The organism is Roseomonas alba (genome assembly GCF_019430885.1).
GTDB lineage: Bacteria > Pseudomonadota > Alphaproteobacteria > Acetobacterales > Acetobacteraceae > Neoroseomonas > Neoroseomonas alba.
The window spans coordinates 23,814-41,558 of record NZ_JAHYBZ010000003.1 but is presented as its reverse complement, the minus strand read 5'-3'; the positions used below and the strand labels follow the sequence as shown (position 1 = coordinate 41,558).

Below are 17,745 nucleotides of genomic sequence, written 5' to 3'. Positions count from 1 at the left end.
AGGCCCTGTGGCCTTTGGCGGGTGGGGTCCGGGGAGGGCAGAGCCCTTCCCGGTTCCGCCCTTCCCAAGCCGGCGCCTCGTCACCCCCGCCCGATCCGCTTCAGCGCGTCATCGATCAGAGCCCGCAGCGCGGACCCGCCGCCGCGGCGACGGTACGCCATCCAGATGCGTGACACGGCCGAGGTCTCCGCGATCGGCAGCACGCGCAGTTCCGGCAGGGTCAACCGGCACAGGCACCGCGGCAGCACCGACAGGCCGATGCCGGTGCCGATCAGCGACAGGATGGACCCGTTCTGGCTGAGTTCCTGCTCGATGCGCGGCTCGAAGCCCGCAGCGGCGCAGAGCGAGGCGACGTGCTCGGCAAGCCCGGCGTCGGAGCGGCGGGAGAAGTGGATGAAGGGTTCCTGGGCCAGTTCCTTCAGGGGGACGGGGCCTTCACTGCGTGCCAGGCGGTGGTCGCGATGGACCACCAGCATCATCGGCTCGCGCATGACCTCGGCCAGGGCGAAGCCGGGCGGGACTTCGGGGCGCGTGGGATAGCGCAGATAGGCGACCTCCAGCCGGCCGGCGGCCAGTGCGCGCACGGCGGCGTAGACCGCGAATTCCTGCAGCACGAGGCGGATACCGGGATGCCGGTCGCGATAGCTGAGGATGGTGGCGGCGACCGGCTCGGCGAGCAGGGCGGAGGGGAACAACCCGACGGTGACCTCCCCGATCTCGCCGCGATGCGCGCGGATGGCGGTCTGCCGCGCCCGCTCGGCCTGGTCGAGTGTGGTGCGCGCCTCGGCCAGGAACAGCCGCCCGGCCTCGGTCAGGGTGACGGAGCGGCTGGTGCGGTCGAACAGGCGCACCTTCAGCTCCTCCTCCAGCGCGCGGATCTGCTGGCTGAGCGGCGGCTGGGAGATGCCGAGGCGTTCCGCGGCGCGGCCGAAATGCAGTTCCTCGGCCACGGCGACGAAATAGCGGAGGTGACGCAGCTCCATGCGATCCATTCGTATGACATATGGATTTCAACGCAAGCCATATTGGAAGCCACCCGCCAGCCGTTCCTAGACTGATGCGACGCAACCATCCGGAAGGACGGCGATGAACGACGCGCCCGCGGCGGCCCTCGACCCGATCACGCTTGAAATCTACTGGAACCGCCTGATCTCGGCGGCGGACGAGGCGGCCACGGGCCTGCTGCGCACCGCCTTCTCGACCATCGTGCGGGAATCGAACGACTTCGCCACGGTGCTGATGGACCGCGACGGGAATTCGGTGTCGGAGAACACCGGCGGCCTCGCCTCCTTCTCCTGCATCCTGCCGAAGACGACGAAGGACTTCCTGAAGCGCTACCCGGCTGAGACCTGGAAGCCGGGCGACGTGGTCGTGACCAACGACCCGTGGCTGGCGACCGGCCATTTGCCGGACTTCACGGTGACGACGGGCATCTTCCACCGCGGCAAGCTGGTCGGTTTCTCGGGGTCGATCTCGCATTCGCCGGATGTCGGCGGCGCGCTGTGGTCGGCCGATTGCCGCGAGATCTTCGAGGAAGGCATCCGCATCCCGCCGTCGCGCCTGCTGCGCGAGGGTAAGTGGAACGAGCAGTTGCTCGACATCCTGCTCGGCAATGTGCGCGTGCCGCGCCAGGTGCTGGGCGATTTGCAGGCGCAGGTGGTCGCGGCCGAGGTCGGCGCGCGCCGCGTCGCGGAATTCCTCGAGGATACGGGCCTGCCGGACCTCCAGGAACTCTCGGCCGCGCTGAGCGAGCGCGCCGACCGCGCCATGCGCCGCGCCATCGCCGAGGTGCCGGACGGGAGCTGGTCCTCCGTCATCACGGCGGATGGCTTCGACGACAAGCATACGCGCATCGCCTGCACCGTGACGGTGAAGGGCGACACGATGCACATCGACTACGCCGGCACCTCGCCGCAGATCGATCGCGGCATCAACTGCGTGATGAACTACACGCACGCCTATTCGGTCTATCCGATCAAATGCGCGCTCGATCCCTTCACGCCGCGCAATGAGGGGTCCTACCAGGCCATCACGGTGGCGGCGCCGGAGCGGTCGATCCTGAACCCGCTCTATCCCGCACCGGTCAGCGCGCGGCAGTTGACGGGGCATCTGCTGGCGGGCGCGATCTACCAGGCGCTGTCGCAGGTCATCCCGACCAAGGTCATCGCCGATTGCGGCGGCGCGCCGACGATGCGCGCGCTGTTCAGCGGCACCAAGGCGGATGGCGACAGCTTCAGCCAGGTGCTGTTCGCTTCCGGCGGCATGGGCGCCTGCCCGCACAAGGACGGCATGTCCGCGACGGCCTTCCCGACCAATGTCGGCGCGGGGTCGATCGAGGCCTATGAATCCGTCGCCCCCATCATCGTGCGCAAGAAGAAGCTGCGCGTGGATTCCGGCGGACCCGGCACCTTCCGTGGCGGGCTGGGGCAGGAGATCGAATTGGAACTCGACAGCGACAAGGCCGCGCGGCTGTCGCTGCTGTCCGACCGTCACGACAACCCGGCCGGCGGCATCCTGGGCGGCCTGCCTGGCGGGCCCTCGGTGATCACCTTCGGCGACGGGACGAAGCCGCATCCGAAGTCGCGAACCTCGATCGAGCCGCACCAGTCCGTGCTGCTGCTCTATGCGGGCGGCGGCGGCTTTGGCGATCCGAAGAAGCGCGCGCCGGAGGCGGTGAAGGAAGACCTGCGCCACGGCTACATCTCGGCCGAGGCGGCCAAGACCATCTACGGCGTGGAGTGACGCGCATGACCACCACTGCTTCTGCGCGCGTCGGCGTCGATGTCGGCGGCACCTTCACGGACCTCGTCCTGCACGACCCGGTGCGCAACATCGTGCGCACCGGCAAGCTGCTGACCACGCCGGACGATCCCTCCGAGGCCATCCTGAACGGCATCGCGCGCATCCTGCGTGAGGCCGGGCTGGAGCCCGGGGACGTGCACAGCGTCATCCACGGCACGACGCTGGTCACCAACACCATCATCGAGCGGACGGGTGCGAAGGTCGGGCTGCTGACCACGGACGGCTTCCGCGACAGCATCGAGATTGGGCGCGAGACGCGCTACGACCTCTATGACCTGTTCCTCGAAACCCCGACGCTGCTGGTGCCGCGCGCGCTGCGCCTCGAAATCCCCGAGCGCATAGGCGCCGATGGCCGCGTGCTGAAGCCGCTGGACGAGGAAGCTGTCGCGGTGGCGACGAAGCAACTCGTGGAAGGCGAGGGGGTCGAGGCGCTGGCCGTCGGCTTCCTGCATTCCTACCACGCGCCGCAGCATGAGAAGCGCGCCGGCGAGATCATCCGCAGCCTTTACCCGAAGCTGCCGATCTCGCTGTCGGCGGAGGTGGCGCCGGAAATCCGCGAGTTCGAGCGCAGCTCGACGGCCTGCGCCAATGCCTATGTGCAGCCGCTGATGGCGCGGTATCTGGACCGGGTGCAGTCCACGCTGGAATCCACCGGGTTCCGCGGCAATCTCTACATCATGCTCTCCGGCGGCGGCATTACCACCGTCCGCGAGGCGAAGGACTTCCCGATCCGCCTGATCGAATCCGGCCCGGCGGCCGGTGCCATGGCGGCGGCCTTCATCTCGCGCCTCGCGGGGCTGAAGCATGTCGTGTCCTACGACATGGGCGGCACCACGGCGAAGATGTGCCTGGTCGACGACCATGAGCCGAACCACAAGTTCGACTTCGAGGCCGGCCGCGTGCGCCGCTTCCAGAAGGGGTCGGGCCTGCCGCTGAAGGTCTCGGTGGTCGACATGATCGAGATCGGCGCGGGTGGCGGATCGCTCGCGCGCATCGATCCGGGTTCGGGGCTGATGAAGGTCGGCCCGCGCAGCGCCGGCGCGAAGCCGGGGCCGGTCTGCTACGGCCGCGGCGGCACGGAGCCCGCGGTAACCGATGCGGACCTCGTGCTGGGTCGCCTCGATCCGGCCTACTTCCTCGGCGGCGAGATGGCGCTGAACCTCGACCCGGTGCGCAAGGCCTTCGAGACGCGCATCTCGGCCGAGACCGGCATCGGCGTCGATGAAGCCGCCCTCGGCGTGCAGCGCATCGTCGACGAGACCATGGCCTCCGCGACGCGCATGCACCTCGCCGAGAAGGGAAAGGATCCGCGCCGCTACACCATGATCGCCTTCGGCGGCGCGGGGCCGGTGCATGCCTGGAATCTCGCGCGGCTGCTGAAGATCAAGACGCTGGTCGTGCCGCTGGGGGCGGGCGTGGCGTCGGCGCTTGGATTCCTCGTCGCGCCGCCGGCGACCGACATGGTGCGGTCCTATGTGGCGCGGCTGGAGCGCATCGACTGGGTGCGGGTGAACGGATTGTTCGCCGAGATGAAGGCGATCGGCACGCAACTCCTCACCGAGGCCGGCGCGAAGGCGGAGGAGATCACCTTCCGCCCGGTCGCCGAGATGCGCCATGTCGGCCAGGGCTTCGAGATCCCGGTGCCGTTGCCGGGCCTCGAATTGTCGGATGCCGATGTGCCGACGATCCGCAGCGCCTTCTTTGAGAACTACCGCGACCGCTTCGAGCGCGTGATCGAGGAGAACCCGATCGAGGCGCTGAGCTGGCGTCTCGCCTGTGCCGCGCCGGGTTGGACCATCGACCTGGCTGGCGCCGTGCAGCGCGATGCCGGGCCGGAAACCCCGACGCCGCGCACGACGCGCCGCGTGCTGTTCGAGGGCGCGGGCTGGCAGGACTGCCCGGTCTATGACCGCTACGCCCTGCGCAGCGGCGCGACGCTGTCGGGCCCGGCCCTGATCGAGGAGCGTGAATCGACCTGCGTCGTCGGTCCGGACAGCACGGTCCGCGTCGACGACACGCTGAACCTGGTGATCGAGCTCGCCTGATGTGAAGCGCCCGGCGTGGACAACACGCCGGGCGTTACCCGTCGCAGAACGGGGTGTGGGAGTGCCAGAAGCGCGGCGCGTGAAGAAGGAACTTCACGATGCCGATGCGCGACGTGTCAGGGACCGGCCGACCGGATCGCCTGCCAGACCCTGGCAGGCGTCAGAGGCATGTCGATCGCCGCGATGCCAAGCGGCGCGAGCGCGTCGAGCACTGCATTCACCACCGTCTGCGGCGCACCGATGCAGCCCGCCTGTCCCGATCCCTTCACGCCGAGCCGGTTGGACCGCGTCGGCACCTCGATGCAGGTGACGTCGAGCGGCGGAAGGTCCTCCGCCCGCGGCAGCCAGTAATCCATCAGCGAGGCGGAGAGGATCTGCCCCGTCGCGGGGTCGTAGGCGATTTCCTCGCCCATCGCCTGGCCGATGCCCTGAGCGAGGCCGCCCTGCACCTGGCCGATGGTCAGCATGGGATTCACCAGCCGGCCGTAATCGTCGACGGCGGTGTAGCGCAGCAGGCGCACCAGCCCGGTCTCGGGATCGACTTCCACCTCCGCAACCTGGCAGCCATTGGGAAAGGTGACGAGGTCGAGGTCGCTGTCCACCTCGGCATCGATGGACCCGCCCGCTTCGCGCGCCGCCTGCGCGACATCGAGCAGGCCGATGCCGCGCCCATCCGCCGTGCCGAAGCGGCCATCGGTGAAGTCCAGATCGGCCTCCGCACATTGCAGCAACTGCGCGGCCAGCGGCTTCGCCTTCGCGATCACCGCATCGATGGCGCGCACCAGCGCCTCGCCGCCCATATGCATGGACCGCGCGCCGCCATGGCCGTGGCCATGCGGGACGAGCGCGGTATCCGCCTGGACGAGACGGAAGGTCTCGACCGGCAGGCCGAGCAGATCGGCGGCAACCTGCGCGAAGCTGGTCGCCAGCCCCTGCCCGTTGTTCTGCGTCCCGGTGGCGAGGTCGATGCCGCCATCGGCACGAAACCGCACGCCACCCCATTCGCCTGGCGCGCCGCGCGAGGTTTCCAGGAAGCAGGCGACGCCGAGCCCGCGCAGCATGCCGCGCCGCGCCGCATCGGCGCGCCGGGCCGGGAACCCGTCGGCATCGGCGGCGGACAGGGCGCGATCCACATTGGTGATGAACTCGCCGCAATCGATCGACATGCCCATCGCCGTGCGATGCGGGAAGCCGGCGATCAGGTTCTGTCGGCGCAGCGCGACCGGATCGCGCCCGATGCGTCGCGCGGCGAGGTCGATCAGCCGCTCGATGATGTAGTTCGCCTCCGGCTTGCCGGCGCCGCGATAGGCGTCGATCGGCACGGTGTTGGTGAAGGCGCCGCGCACATCCATGTGCACTGCAGGGATGTCGTAGAGTCCACCCATCGCCGTACCCGGCGCATTGGTGGAACTGCCCGGCCCGCTCGCCGAGAGGTAGGCGCCGAGATTGGCCACAGTCTGCACGTCGAGCGCCAGGATGCGGCCTTCACCGTCCAGACCGAGCCGCGCATGGGTCAGGTTGTCGCGCCCATGGGTGGTGCTGACGAAATCCTCCATGCGTTCCGCGACCCAGCGCACCGGGCGGCCGAGCCGTCGCGCGGCGACCATCTGCACCACGTATTCCGGAAACAGGAAGTTCTTCGCGCCGAAGCCACCGCCGACATCCGGTGCGACGAGGCGGATGCGGTCGCGCGGCATGTGGAAGATGTCGTCGGCGAGCTGGTCGCGCATCGGATGCACCGCCTGCCCGCTGAGCTCCAGCAGGAAGCTGCCGGTCGCGGCGTCGTAGGACGCGACGGCGGCACGTGGTTCCATCGGCGCGGCGGTGACGCGGTTGTTCACCAGATCCAGCGAGACGATGGTCGTCGCCTTCGCCATCGCTGCCTGCACGGCGGCCGCATCGCCCTTGCGGAAGCGGAAGGCGAGGTTGCCCGGCGCCTGCGGCCACAGCAGCGGCGCATCGGCGGCGAGCGCGGCCGCGCCATCCGTCACGGCATCCTGCGTGTCATACTCGACCCAGATCGCTTCCGCGGCGTCGCGTGCGAGGCTCACGCTGTCAGCCACCACGAAGGCGACCGGGTCGCCGACATGGCGCACCGCGCCATCGGCCAAAGCGGGCCGCGGTGGGATGATCAGCGGCGCCTCGCTGGCGATCTTCGCCACGCAGGGGAGGGAACCGATGCCCTCCGCCTCCAGATCCTCGATCGTCAGCACAGCCTGCACGCCGGGCATGGCGCGCGCCGCATCGGTGTCGATGGACAGGATGCGCGCATGGGCATGCGGCGAGCGCAGCACCCAGCCATGCAGCGCGCCGGGCGCGTCCAGGTCGTCGACATAGCGCCCCTGCCCACGCAGGAAGCGATCATCCTCGAGACGACGGCGCGAGACGCCACGTTCCGGCACGCTCATGCCTCTTCCTCTCCGGCCAGCTTGCATAGCTTGGCATATGTGGCATCCGGGATCGCGATGCCATCCTCCACCGCGCGGGCACGCCGATGACAGCGTTCGTCGCCCGGCAGTCGGTCCGATCCGGCCTCCCGCAGCATGGCGACCAGCACGGCGATGCGGGACGGTGCGTCGCCGCCCGGCCCGCGCGACGGGTCGATCAGCAGCAGGAATTGCCCCGCGCGCGAGGTCTGCGCACCGGGGAATTTCGGCGAATCATCCTGGAAGCCGAAGCGCCCGCCGGTCATGGCGGCGGCCAGCACCTCGACCATGAAGGCAATGCCGGCGCCTTTATGCGCGCCAAAGGGCAGCAGCGATCCGCCATCGAGGATCTTCGCCGGATCGGTGGTGGGCACGCCTTCTGCGTCGAGGCCCACACCCTCCGAGACCGCATGCCCTTCGACGCGGGCCTTCAGCACCTCGCCCTGCGCGCGCAGGCTCGATGCCTGGTCCCATACCACCGGCGGCCCGTCGCTGCGCGGACAGGCGAAAGCCATGGGGTTGGTGCCGAGCACCTTCCGCTTCCCGCCCCAGATCACGATGCGCGACCGGGCGTTCACCATCGCGATCGCGATCAGCCCGCGTTCGGCGAAGGGCTCCACATCCGGCCACAGCGCCGCGAAGTGATGCGAGTCATGGATGCAGATCGCGGCGAGACCTTCGCGCCGCGCGGTGGCGATTGCCTGCTCCCGCGCCGCGGCCAGCGCCACTTGCGCGAAGCCATTGCAGGCATCGACGGCGAGGATCGCCGGCGCGGGCTGTGTCACCACCGGCACCGCCTCGCCATTCACCCAGCCGCTGTTCAGCGTGGCGATATAGCCGTCCAGGCGCAGCAACCCGTGGCTCGCCGCGCCGTCGCGCTCGGCCGCGGCCACCACGCCGGCAACGATGGCCGCGTTGTGCGGGGTCATGCCATGCCGTTCGAAGGCCCGGGCGATGAGGGCGCCCAGCGCCGCTTCGGTGATGATCACGCGGGGTCTCCCGATCGCTGCACGCAGCGCAGCATGCCATCACGCCGCGTGGTTTCCAGGGCCGCGACGACGATGCGGAAAAAAACTTCGGAGGGGATAGGCGAGCCGCCCGCGATGCGACTACCGTTGCCGTCGGGAGACGACGCGGCTTCAGCAAGGCGGGCGCTCGGCGGCATCGGAAGGCCGCGCGGATCCCGCTCCATGACCGACGCAGCGGCCGGTGCCGCGGGGCGTAGATCGAGGAGGCTTGAACCATGCAAACACCCTTCACCCGACGCCTGTTGCCGGGGCTCGCCGCGGCTGGCGGACTGCTCGGCGCACGTGCCGCCCAGGCGCAGCCGGCGGCAGCATCGACCTGGGACCAGATCATGTCGACGAAGCGGCTGCGCGTCGGCGCGGCGCTGACGGAGCCCTGGTATTACAAGGATACCACGAACAACGCCGCGCCCGGCGGGGTGAAGATCGGTGACGTCACCTGGCGCGGCATCGGCCCGCGCCTGGGTGATGCGATCGCCAAGGCGATGAACGTGCAGCTCGAGATGGTGGAGGTCACCTGGGGCACCGCGGTCGCGGCGCTGCAGGCCAACCAGATCGACACCATGTTCATCCTCGATCCGACGCCCGAGCGGGCGCTCGCGATCGACTTCGTCTTCGCGCCCATCCTCTGGTATCCGGTCGCGGCGCTGGCGAAGAACAACTTCGCGCCGACCACCTGGGCGGAGATCAGCGATCCGGCGGTGAATTGCGGCGTCGTGCTCGGCAGTTCGACCGACCAGACGCTGACGCGCCTGTCGCCGCGCGCGAACATCCAGCGCTACCAGCAGACCGGCGAGATGCTCGCCGCCTGGCAGTCCAACCGTATCCAGGCGGCCTTCCTGACGGCGCCGGGATCGGACCTCGCCATCGCTCGGCTGCGCAGCGGCAAGACGCTGATCCCGCGTCCCGTCGTCGCCGTGCCGGCCGGTGCCGGCGTGCGCAAGGAAGCGGATAGCCGCTGGGCGAACTACCTCTCGACGGTCGTCGCCTATTACTACAATTCCGGCCTGACCCAGACCTTCTACGACGAGTTCATGACCTTCCGCGGCCTGGAACCTGGCCGTGCGACGGCGATCCAGCGCGAGGCCTGGTAGCCCCGCATGGGCTACGAGTGGGATTTCGCGGCGGTCTTCCGTCACAGTGGCCTGCTGCTGGAAGGTGCCCTTGGCACCTTCCGCCTGGCGGGGATGGCGATACTCATCGCCATCCCTCTCGGCCTGCTCGTCGCGCTGCTGCGGCTGTCGCGGTTGCCGGTGATTTCCTGGCTTGCGGTGATCTATACGGATGTCTTCCGCACCTCGCCGTCGATCGTGCTGATCTATTGGTTCTTCTTCGCCTTCCCGCTGCTGGTCGGCGTCGATTTCGACACCTTCACGGCGGTGTCGCTGACGCTCGGATTGCAGACCGGCGCCTATATGGCCGAGGTCTTCCGCGGCGGGATCCAATCCATCCGGCCGGGGCAATGGCAGGCGGCCAAGGCGCTCGGCATGGGGCCGGCGATGACGCTGCGCTACATCATCCTGCCGCAGGCGGTTCGCCGCATGATCCCGGTCTTCTTCACGCGGCTGACCGAGCTGTTCAAGGCGACCTCGCTCGCCGCCGTCGTCTCCTATGCGGAGGTCGTGCAAATGGCCTCGCGCGTGTCGTCGGAGACCTTCCGGCCGATCGAGACCTACACCGTCGTCGCGCTGTTCTTCTTCGTGGTGATCTTCCTGGCGAGCCGCCTGGTGCGCTACGCCGAACACCGCTTCGCGGTGCCGGAGTAGCGCCGCATGGACCATGAATGGGACTTCGCCTTCCTGCTCGACCAGCGCGACTTCATCCTGCGCGGGCTGATGGCGACGTTGCGCTTGGCTGCGGCCTGTGTGGCCGCAGGCATTGTGCTTGGGCTGGTCTTCGCTTCGGCGCGGCTGTCGCGATCGGCGGCGATGCGCTTCATCGGCACCGCCTATGTCGAGTTCTTCCGCAACATTCCGGTGCTGGTGCAGATCTTCTGGTGCTACTTCGCCTTGCCGATCCTGACCGGCATGCAGCCTGACGCCTTCGTCGCCGCCTCGGTGGCGATCTCGCTCTATGCCGGGGCGTATCTCGCGGAGATCTTCCGATCCGGCATCCAATCGATCGAGAAGGGCCAATGGGAAGCCGCGCGCGCCATTGGCTTCGGGCATGTCGCGCTGATGCGCTGGGTCGTGCTGCCCCAGGCGGTGCGGCACGTCATTCCGCCGCTGACCAACCAGGTGATGGAGATCGTCAAGACGACCACCGTCGCCTCGACCATCGCCTATGGCGAGCTGCTCTACTCGGCCAAGGTGCTGAGCGACCAGGAGTTCCGCCCTATCGAGAGCTACACTGCGGTCGGTGCCTTCTTCATCGTCCTGCTGACCCTCGTCAGCCTCTTGTCGTCGTTCCTGGAAAGGAGGCTGCGCCGCCATGTCTGAGGTTCTGCGCGTCGAGAACCTGCACAAGCGCTTCGGACCCCTGCATGTGCTGCGCGGCATCAACCTCTCCGTCAAGAAAGGGGAGACGGTTGTCATCCTCGGCGCGTCCGGGTCGGGCAAGAGCACGCTGCTGCGCTGCGTGAACTTCCTGGAGATGCCGAACGAAGGCCGCATCACCGTGGAAGGCAAGCTGGTCGGACGCGCGACGACGAAGCCGGGTGTCATGGCCTACTCCAACGCCGAGCTGAACGCGCTGCGTGCCCGTGTCGGCATGGTGTTCCAGCAATTCAACCTGTTCCCGCACATGACGGTGGAAGGCAACGTCATGATCGGGCCAATGAAGCTGCGGGGCATGTCGGCGGATGCCGCTCGCACGCTGGCGCATGACAATCTCCGCCGCGTCGGCATCCTCGAGAAGGCACGTGAATATCCCGCGCGCCTGTCCGGCGGTCAGCAGCAACGCGTCGCCATCGCCCGCGCGCTCGCCATGGAACCATCGATGATGCTGTTCGATGAGGCGACATCGGCGCTTGATCCCGAACTGGTCGGCGAGGTGCTGCTGTCGATGCGGCGCCTGGCGGAGGAAGGCATGACCATGCTCGTCGTCACCCACGAGCTGGGCTTCGCCTACAACGTCGCGCATCGCGTCATCTTCCTCGAAGGCGGGGAGGTGCATGAGCAGGGCACGCCGCAGCAGGTCCTGCTGAACCCGCAGCGCGAGCGCACGCGCGATTTCCTGCGCAGCCATACCCTGTTCCGCCTGCCTGAACCCGGCGGCGGCCTCTGAAGGAGATCCGCGCAAATGCGGCGCATCGTCATCATCGGCGGCGGCATCATGGGGTCCGCCATCGCCTATTCGCTCGCGCGTGCCGGCGTCGTCGCCGATGTCACGGTGGTGGAGCCCGATCCGACCTATGAATTCGCCGCCACGCCGCGCGCGGTGGGCGGTGTGCGCCTCCAGCACGCGGTGCCGGAGAATGTCGAGATGTCGCTCTATGGCGACACCGTCTATTCGGCCTTCGACCAACACGTCGTCGGCGGCAAGGTCACCTTCGATCCGCAGTTCCATCGCATCGGCTACCTCTTCCTTGTCGAGGGCGCGGAGGCGATCGCCTCCCTCGAAGCCAATGTGCGCATGCAGAAGGAACTCGGCGTCGAGGTGGACATCCACGACGTCGCGGAACTGCGCCGCCGCTACCCCTCTTTTACCTTCAAGGGTGCGGAGGCCGGCGCCCTGTCCCCCGGCGACGGCCAGATCGACCCGAATGCCGCGCTGATGGGCTATCGCCGGGCGGCGGAAGGGCTCGGCATCACCTATCTCAAGGATCGCGTCGTCGCGCTCGACATGGCGGGGAACAAGGTGGCCCTCGCACGGCTCGAATCCGGCGCCACCCTGCCGGTCGAGATCGTCATCAACACCGCCAATTGCTGGGCAGCGGATATCTGCGCCATGGTCGGCGTGACGGTGCCCATCGCGCCGATGCGCCGCCAGCAATTCCACTTCCTGTCGCAGGATCCCGTCGAGACTTTCCCGGCGATCCGCTACCTGAACGGCTTCTCCTTCCGGCAGCATTCCGGCGTCTATCTCTGCGGCCACACCAATTTCGGCGAACCGCCGGGCTTCAACTGGGAACTCCAGCACGACGTCTTCGAGGAACAGCTCTGGCCGCAACTCGCCGAGCAATGCGCGGCCTTCGAGACCATCAAGCCGCGCGGCGGCTGGGTCGGGCATTACGACATGAATCACCTCGACGGGAATCCAGTGATCGACTGGATCGACAGCGTGCCGAACATGCTGCTCTGTGCCGGCTTCTCGGGCCATGGCTTGCAGCACGCGCCGGCAGTCGGGCGCGCGGTGAAGGAATTGATCCTCGATGGCGGCTTCCGCTCCATCGACCTCTCGCGCTTCTCCTACCGCCGCATCGTGGACGGTACGCCCATCCCGGATGACGGGCCCAAGGCATGACCGCGCCCGTCGTCGTCATCGGCGGCGGCTTCATCGGGCTGTGCTCGGCCTTGCAGATGCAGCGGCGCGGCCTGGCGGTCATGCTGGTCGATCCGGGCGATCCGGAGCGCGCGGCATCCTTCGGCAATGCCGGGCAATTCGCGGTGGGGGAGGTGGTGCCGCTCTCCGGCCCCGACACGCCAGCCAGGGTGCCGCGCTGGCTGATGGACCCGCTGGGGCCGCTGGCGATCCGCTGGCGCTACCTGCCGCGGCTCGCGCCCTGGCTGATCCGGCTGTTGCGCGCGGGACGGATGGACCGGGTCGAGGCGATCTCCGCCGCCATGGTGTCGCTCAACGACCGCATCCATCTCGATTATCAGCCGCTGCTGGAAGCCGCCGGCGCGGGGGCGCTGGTGCAGCCGGGGCCGCATCTGCGGCTCTATCCCTCGCGCAAGGAGTTCGAGGCCGAAGGCTGGCGCTGGCAGATGCGCGTCAAGGCCGGGCTGAACTTCGAGCTGCTCGACCGTGACGCGCTGCATGCGTTGGAACCGACGCTCGGCGATGGGATCAAGTTCGCCGTCGCCTCCGCTGATCGCTCCTCGGTGATCGAGCCTGTCGCGTTGATGCGTGCCTTGGAAGCCTGTTTCCGTGGCGGCGGCGGGACTGTCGTCGCCGGCACGGTCACCGCCTTCACCCATGACGGCCCCACCGTCAGCGGCGTGGCGCTCGAGGGTGGCCGCGTGCTCCCGGCCAGCCGCATCGTCATCGCCGCCGGCGCCTGGTCGCATCGTCTGGCGAAGCTGCTCGGCGATCGCCTGCCGCTCGAAAGCGAACGCGGCTACCACGTCGTCCTGTCCGATCCGCGCGTCATGCCGCGCCACGCTATGTCCCACACCGAACGCGGCTTCGCCGTGCTGCCGATGGGCGACCGGCTGCGCCTCGCCGGCACGGTGGAACTGGCGAGCCTCGATGCTCCGCCCAACTGGGACCGCGCCCGCAAGCTGATCGAAGGCGCGCGCGAACTGTTTCCCGGCATCAATACCGGGGGCGCGACGTTCTGGATGGGCCATCGCCCTGGCCTGCCGGACTCGCTGCCGGTGATCGATCGCGCGACGCAGGCGCCCAATGTGATCTACGCCTTCGGGCACGGCCATATGGGCCTGTCCTGGGGCGCGACGACCGGGCGGCTGGTCGCGGACCTCGCCACCGATACGGCGAGCAATCTTGACCTCACCCCCTTCCGAGCCACCCGTTTCCAGGGCCCCGTCTGGGCATAGGAGCCGCCATGAAAGGCAGCCAGGATTTCGCCGCCGATCCGCGCAATGCGACGGTGAAGGTCTATCTCTCCGGCGCCCTGGTCCCGCGCGACGAGGCGCGCGTGTCGATCTTCGACGCCGGCTTCGTGCTCGGCGACGGCGTGTGGGAGGGGCTGCGCCTGCACAAGGGCGGGCTGTGCTTCCTCGACCGTCACCTGGACCGCCTTTACGCCGGCGCGTCGGCCATCGACCTCGACATCGGCATGACACGCGCGGAACTGACCGAGGCGCTGTGGACCACGCTGCGCGCCAACGGCATGCAGGACGGGGTGCATATCCGCCTGATGGTCACGCGCGGGCTGAAGAAGGCGCCGAACCAGGATCCGCGCCACGCCATCGGCCCCGCGACGGTCGTCATCGTCGCCGAGTGGAAGCAGCCGAGCCCCGATATCGTCGCCCAGGGCCTGTCGCTCGCGACGTCGTCGATCCGCTGCTCGCCCGCCGACATGTTCGATCCGCTGCTCGCCCGCCGACATGTTCGATATGCGGCTGAATTCGCATAGCCGGCTGAACCTGATCACCGCGCTGCTGCAGGCCATCCGCGTTGGCGCGGATGAGGCGCTGATGCTCGACCCGCACGGCTTCGTCTCCTCCTGCAACGCGACGAATTTCTTCTTCGTGCGCGATGGGGAGGTCTGCACCTCGACGGGCGACTACTGCTTCAACGGCGTCACGCGGGCCAATGTCATCATGCTGTGCCAGCGGCACGGCATCCCGCTGCGCCAGGGGAATTTCACCCTGATGGACGTCTGTGGCGCTGAGGAAGCCTTCGTTACCGGCACCTTCGGCGGGCTGACGCCGGTGCGCGCGATCGACGGGCGCAGCCTACCGCTGTCGCTGCCCGGCCCGACGACGGCGAAGCTGCGCGGGCTCTACGATGCGCTGAAGGACGGAGAGGCGATGACGATGTAGCGGCGGCCGCCGTCGTGCCGGAATGGGAAGGGCGCCTCCGGCCCCGACCCGCGCGGTCGCTCGGAGTGGTCGGATGCCTGGCTGGCTGGCTTCGGGCGTGCTGGCTGGCGATGAGGCGGTCGTCCGGGGGGGAACCGCTATTTCGTCAGGATGAGCTTGCCGTGGCGGGTCAGCCGCAGGCGGTAGGCCTCGGTGCCATGGAGGATCGTGATCTCCCGCGCGGAGCCCAGGAGGTCGGCGCTGTTGACCACCGGCACCGGCTGGTCGGATGCGGGGGCGAGTTCGGCTTCGGCGATCATGCTGGGGCACTCCGGCACGGCTCGTCGCACGGGGCCCGGCGCATGGCGACGGCCCAGGACCGGTTGGACACGTGGCTCTCCTTTGTCTTACGGGCGCGGGAAGGGGTTCTCCCGACGGCGTGGCCAGAAGCTAGAGTTATTAAGAATGATTCGCAATAGCGAATTGCGGTGGGCCGTTTGCCGGTTTCGCGCCGCGTCGAAATAGTGACAGCGCGGCGAATCAGAACGCTGCGATCAGCGAGGAGCCGCCACCATCGGCATGCAGAATCCTGGTGTCGGCGACTCTCCGGCCATACGACCCGAGGCCATCACCCTGCGGGGCCGCCGCGTCCTGCTCGTCTATGGGCTGATGGGTGAGGTGGTGGCCGCCTTTCGCCCCTTTGGGCTGGAATACATGCACCCCCTGGCCGAGTGGCTGTCGAGCGAGGGCGCCAAGCCCTGCGTCGTCAATCTGCGCACCGCGGAGGCCATTTCGGCCAATGCCGCGCGCCTGCGCGCCGTGATCCTCGACGACGCGGAACCCGCGTTGGTGATCGCCCACAGCAAGGGCGGGCTGGAGGCTCTGGCGGCCCTGCTCGACCCCGCGGCGCAGGCGCGCTGCCTGGGCTTCCTCGCCATGCAGTCGCCCTTCTTCGGCAGCCCGATCGCTGATCTCGTCATCGGAGCGAAGCCGCTGGAGGCCGCGGCGGGCGGCCTCGCCCGGCTGCTGCGCATCGGGTCGGGGGAAGGTGTGCGCGACCTCACCACCGGCGCCCGTCGCACCTGGATGGCCGCGGCCGAGGCGCCGATCGCCCGGCTGCTCGCCGCCCTGCCGGTCGCCTGCCTGGCGACGGAACTCAGCGAAGGCCAGGCCCACGGGCGGGAGAGGCTGCACCTCGCCGCCGCGCAATGGATGGAAAAGCGCGGCTACGGCCCCAATGACGGGCTGGTGCCTGTGGACAGCGCGCTGATCCCCGGGGCGCGGCACGTCGTGCTGCCGGGCAGCCATATCGCGAGCGTCAGCCGCGGGCCGGGACGGGATCCGGTGGCGGTGCTGCGGGCGGGGCTCGACGCGCTGGGCGGAGGGGAGTGCTGAAAGGAATTGGAGGGGCATTGCCCCTCCAAACCACCCCACCAAAGGCCGAAAGGCCTTTGGAAACCTCGAATTGCACTGTGGCGCGGGGGGAAAGGGCGTGACTGCCCGGATAGGGCCGGGACATCGCGGGAATGAGTGCTCCGGCGGCTAGCGCGCGCCGGCCAGCATCCTCAGGCCGAGGCCGAGGAACAGTGTTCCCGCCACCCCGTCCAGCCAGCGGCTCACCCGGGACTTCCGCAGCCGAGCGGCAATGCGGGAGCCACCCGCGATCAGGACCGCGAAGAACGGCACCGAGATCAGCGGCAGCAACGGGCCGAGGATCAGCATCTGCATCCAGGCGGGGCTGCGGCCCGGATCGACGAAAAGCGGCACGAAGGCGAGGAAGAACAGCCCGACCTTCGGGTTCAGCAGATTGGTCAGGAAGCCCTGCCGCCAGGCCGTGGCGAAGCTGCCAGGCGCGGCGGCCTCCGCGACCAGCCCGCCTTCGCCCCGCAGTGCCGCGCGAATGGCCTGCACGCCGATCCACAGCAGATAGAGCGCCCCCGCGATCCGCAGTGTGGTGAACAGGCCCGGATGTGCGGCCACCAACGCCGCGACCCCCGCTGCGGCGGCCAGGATATGCACCGAGGCCCCTGAGAAGACCCCGAGCGTCGCCGCCCAGCCGCGCCGCGCGCCGCCCGACAGCGTCTGTGCCAGCACGAAGGCCATGTCCGGCCCCGGTGTCAGCACCAGGACCACGCAGGCGAGGAGGTAACCGGCGAGGAGATTCGGATCGACAGGCATGGGCAATGGGATGCGTGGCCTCCGCCCATTCGTCCAACGCATTGGTCTGATGCATGGCATCAGGCATGTTGATGGTCGCTGCGGGACCCGATGGGTCCAGGGCCCCGGGCCCGAAACCCGCTTCTCCGCTGGTCCTACTATTGGCGCAGGGCACCAAGTCAAGGTTTCCAAAGGCCTTGTGGCCTTTGGCAGGGAGAGGTTTGGAGAGGGGCAGGGCCCCTCTCCAACGCTCAGCCGCCCTTCACGGACAGCGCGACGTCCACATTCCCCCGTGTCGCGTGGGAGTAGGGACAGATCTTCGCATGCGCTTCCTGGGCCAGCGTCTCGAGCGTCGCCTGCGGCACGGAGGGATCCTCCACCGTCAACACGACGGACAGGCCAAACCCGCCGCCCTCTCGCGGGCCGATCGAGACTGCTGCGGTGATCTTCGCGTTGGCCGCGTTCACCTTGTGCTGGCGGCCAACGAAATCGACCGCGCCGCCGAAGCAGGCGGCGTAGCCGGCGGCGAAGAGATGCTCGGGCGTCGCGGTGTCCGGCTTGCCGGGGCCGCCCATCGCCTTGGGCACGGACAGATCGACCGAGACGATCCCGTCATCGGTCGCGGTGTGGCCGTTGCGGCCGCCCGTCGCGCTGGCGGTGGCGGTGAATTTCGGGTCGATCTTGTCCACCATGGGGACCT

The 17,745-nt window shown here is 68.7% G+C and carries 17 protein-coding genes; 11 read left to right on the top strand and 6 right to left on the bottom strand.

What is annotated here, in order from left to right; all coding sequences use genetic code 11:
* Positions 1-80: 80 nt before the first annotated feature.
* On the bottom strand, positions 81-983 hold the full coding sequence (locus tag KPL78_RS08965; RefSeq protein WP_219762602.1) for a LysR family transcriptional regulator: 903 nt from the start codon (positions 981-983) through the stop codon (positions 81-83).
* A gap of 103 nt (positions 984-1,086) precedes the next feature.
* Between KPL78_RS08965 and KPL78_RS08960 the strand changes: the two genes are divergently transcribed.
* Positions 1,087-2,742, top strand: a complete 1,656-nt coding sequence (locus KPL78_RS08960) for a hydantoinase B/oxoprolinase family protein (RefSeq protein ID WP_219762601.1) — start codon at positions 1,087-1,089, stop codon at positions 2,740-2,742.
* A gap of 5 nt (positions 2,743-2,747) precedes the next feature.
* Complete coding sequence (locus tag KPL78_RS08955; RefSeq protein ID WP_219762600.1) at positions 2,748-4,847, top strand: hydantoinase/oxoprolinase family protein; 2,100 nt, start codon at positions 2,748-2,750, stop codon at positions 4,845-4,847.
* A 116-nt stretch (positions 4,848-4,963) separates the two neighbouring features.
* On the opposite strand, the gene KPL78_RS08950 is transcribed toward KPL78_RS08955, so the two are convergent.
* Together KPL78_RS08950 and KPL78_RS08945 are read right to left on the bottom strand one after the other, a co-directional pair.
* On the bottom strand, positions 4,964-7,255 hold the full coding sequence (locus KPL78_RS08950; protein ID WP_219762599.1) for a xanthine dehydrogenase family protein molybdopterin-binding subunit: 2,292 nt from the start codon (positions 7,253-7,255) through the stop codon (positions 4,964-4,966).
* On the bottom strand, positions 7,252-8,262 hold the full coding sequence (locus tag KPL78_RS08945) for an Ldh family oxidoreductase (protein WP_219762598.1): 1,011 nt from the start codon (positions 8,260-8,262) through the stop codon (positions 7,252-7,254). Before KPL78_RS08945 ends, KPL78_RS08950 begins: the two co-directional genes overlap by 4 nt.
* Before the next feature lie 254 nt (positions 8,263-8,516).
* Here KPL78_RS08945 and KPL78_RS08940 point away from each other — a divergent pair, with 254 nt between their 5' ends.
* Genes KPL78_RS08940 through KPL78_RS08905 form a run of 8 tightly spaced genes read left to right on the top strand, consistent with a single transcriptional unit; the run spans position 8,517 to position 14,909 of the window.
* Positions 8,517-9,392, top strand: a complete 876-nt coding sequence (locus KPL78_RS08940; RefSeq protein ID WP_219762597.1) for a transporter substrate-binding domain-containing protein — start codon at positions 8,517-8,519, stop codon at positions 9,390-9,392.
* Positions 9,393-9,398: 6 nt separating this feature from the next.
* Positions 9,399-10,064 (top strand): amino acid ABC transporter permease, encoded by a 666-nt coding sequence (locus KPL78_RS08935; RefSeq protein ID WP_219762596.1) that lies wholly within the window; start codon positions 9,399-9,401, stop codon positions 10,062-10,064.
* A 6-nt stretch (positions 10,065-10,070) separates the two neighbouring features.
* Positions 10,071-10,736, top strand: a complete 666-nt coding sequence (locus KPL78_RS08930; RefSeq protein WP_219762595.1) for an amino acid ABC transporter permease — start codon at positions 10,071-10,073, stop codon at positions 10,734-10,736.
* The gene (locus KPL78_RS08925; protein WP_219762594.1) at positions 10,729-11,523 is read left to right on the top strand and encodes an amino acid ABC transporter ATP-binding protein; all 795 of its coding nucleotides are present in this window, start codon (positions 10,729-10,731) and stop codon (positions 11,521-11,523) included. Before KPL78_RS08930 ends, KPL78_RS08925 begins: the two co-directional genes overlap by 8 nt.
* 15 nt (positions 11,524-11,538) lie before the next feature.
* The gene (locus tag KPL78_RS08920; protein ID WP_219762593.1) at positions 11,539-12,702 is read left to right on the top strand and encodes an NAD(P)/FAD-dependent oxidoreductase; all 1,164 of its coding nucleotides are present in this window, start codon (positions 11,539-11,541) and stop codon (positions 12,700-12,702) included.
* The gene (locus KPL78_RS08915) at positions 12,699-13,958 is read left to right on the top strand and encodes an NAD(P)/FAD-dependent oxidoreductase (protein WP_219762592.1); all 1,260 of its coding nucleotides are present in this window, start codon (positions 12,699-12,701) and stop codon (positions 13,956-13,958) included. The genes KPL78_RS08920 and KPL78_RS08915 overlap by 4 nt, the downstream gene beginning before the upstream one ends.
* Before the next feature lie 8 nt (positions 13,959-13,966).
* A complete protein-coding gene (locus tag KPL78_RS08910) occupies positions 13,967-14,500 on the top strand; it encodes an aminotransferase class IV (RefSeq protein WP_219762591.1) in 534 nt (177 codons plus the stop codon).
* Entirely contained in the window at positions 14,481-14,909 is a 429-nt protein-coding gene (locus KPL78_RS08905) for an aminotransferase class IV (RefSeq protein ID WP_219762590.1), read from the top strand. The genes KPL78_RS08910 and KPL78_RS08905 overlap by 20 nt, the downstream gene beginning before the upstream one ends.
* A 137-nt stretch (positions 14,910-15,046) precedes the next feature.
* Here KPL78_RS08905 and hemP read toward each other — a convergent pair whose 3' ends face one another.
* Positions 15,047-15,208, bottom strand: coding sequence for a hemin uptake protein HemP (hemP, locus tag KPL78_RS08900; protein WP_219762589.1), 162 nt, complete (start codon positions 15,206-15,208; stop codon positions 15,047-15,049).
* 259 nt (positions 15,209-15,467) lie between these two features.
* Between hemP and KPL78_RS08895 the strand changes: the two genes are divergently transcribed.
* A complete protein-coding gene (locus KPL78_RS08895; protein WP_219762588.1) occupies positions 15,468-16,283 on the top strand; it encodes a lipase family protein in 816 nt (271 codons plus the stop codon).
* A 147-nt stretch (positions 16,284-16,430) separates the two neighbouring features.
* Here KPL78_RS08895 and KPL78_RS08890 read toward each other — a convergent pair whose 3' ends face one another.
* Both KPL78_RS08890 and KPL78_RS08885 read right to left on the bottom strand, forming a co-directional pair.
* The gene (locus KPL78_RS08890) at positions 16,431-17,066 is read right to left on the bottom strand and encodes a LysE family translocator (RefSeq protein ID WP_219762587.1); all 636 of its coding nucleotides are present in this window, start codon (positions 17,064-17,066) and stop codon (positions 16,431-16,433) included.
* Between the two features lie 230 nt (positions 17,067-17,296).
* Positions 17,297-17,737, bottom strand: coding sequence for an organic hydroperoxide resistance protein (locus KPL78_RS08885; protein ID WP_219762586.1), 441 nt, complete (start codon positions 17,735-17,737; stop codon positions 17,297-17,299).
* Positions 17,738-17,745 lie beyond the last annotated feature (8 nt).

Coding starts and splice junctions, on each gene's coding strand:
- KPL78_RS08895 (WP_219762588.1), top strand. CDS start 15,468: ATGCAGAATCCTGGTGTCGGCGACTCTCCGGCCATACGACCCGAGGCC.
- KPL78_RS08885 (WP_219762586.1), bottom strand. CDS start 17,737: ATGGTGGACAAGATCGACCCGAAATTCACCGCCACCGCCAGCGCGACG.
- KPL78_RS08955 (WP_219762600.1), top strand. CDS start 2,748: ATGACCACCACTGCTTCTGCGCGCGTCGGCGTCGATGTCGGCGGCACC.
- KPL78_RS08930 (WP_219762595.1), top strand. CDS start 10,071: ATGGACCATGAATGGGACTTCGCCTTCCTGCTCGACCAGCGCGACTTC.
- KPL78_RS08960 (WP_219762601.1), top strand. CDS start 1,087: ATGAACGACGCGCCCGCGGCGGCCCTCGACCCGATCACGCTTGAAATC.
- KPL78_RS08965 (WP_219762602.1), bottom strand. CDS start 983: ATGGAGCTGCGTCACCTCCGCTATTTCGTCGCCGTGGCCGAGGAACTG.
- KPL78_RS08935 (WP_219762596.1), top strand. CDS start 9,399: ATGGGCTACGAGTGGGATTTCGCGGCGGTCTTCCGTCACAGTGGCCTG.
- KPL78_RS08905 (WP_219762590.1), top strand. CDS start 14,481: ATGCGGCTGAATTCGCATAGCCGGCTGAACCTGATCACCGCGCTGCTG.
- KPL78_RS08920 (WP_219762593.1), top strand. CDS start 11,539: ATGCGGCGCATCGTCATCATCGGCGGCGGCATCATGGGGTCCGCCATC.
- hemP (WP_219762589.1), bottom strand. CDS start 15,208: ATGATCGCCGAAGCCGAACTCGCCCCCGCATCCGACCAGCCGGTGCCG.
- KPL78_RS08950 (WP_219762599.1), bottom strand. CDS start 7,255: ATGAGCGTGCCGGAACGTGGCGTCTCGCGCCGTCGTCTCGAGGATGAT.
- KPL78_RS08890 (WP_219762587.1), bottom strand. CDS start 17,066: ATGCCTGTCGATCCGAATCTCCTCGCCGGTTACCTCCTCGCCTGCGTG.
- KPL78_RS08940 (WP_219762597.1), top strand. CDS start 8,517: ATGCAAACACCCTTCACCCGACGCCTGTTGCCGGGGCTCGCCGCGGCT.
- KPL78_RS08915 (WP_219762592.1), top strand. CDS start 12,699: ATGACCGCGCCCGTCGTCGTCATCGGCGGCGGCTTCATCGGGCTGTGC.
- KPL78_RS08925 (WP_219762594.1), top strand. CDS start 10,729: ATGTCTGAGGTTCTGCGCGTCGAGAACCTGCACAAGCGCTTCGGACCC.
- KPL78_RS08910 (WP_219762591.1), top strand. CDS start 13,967: ATGAAAGGCAGCCAGGATTTCGCCGCCGATCCGCGCAATGCGACGGTG.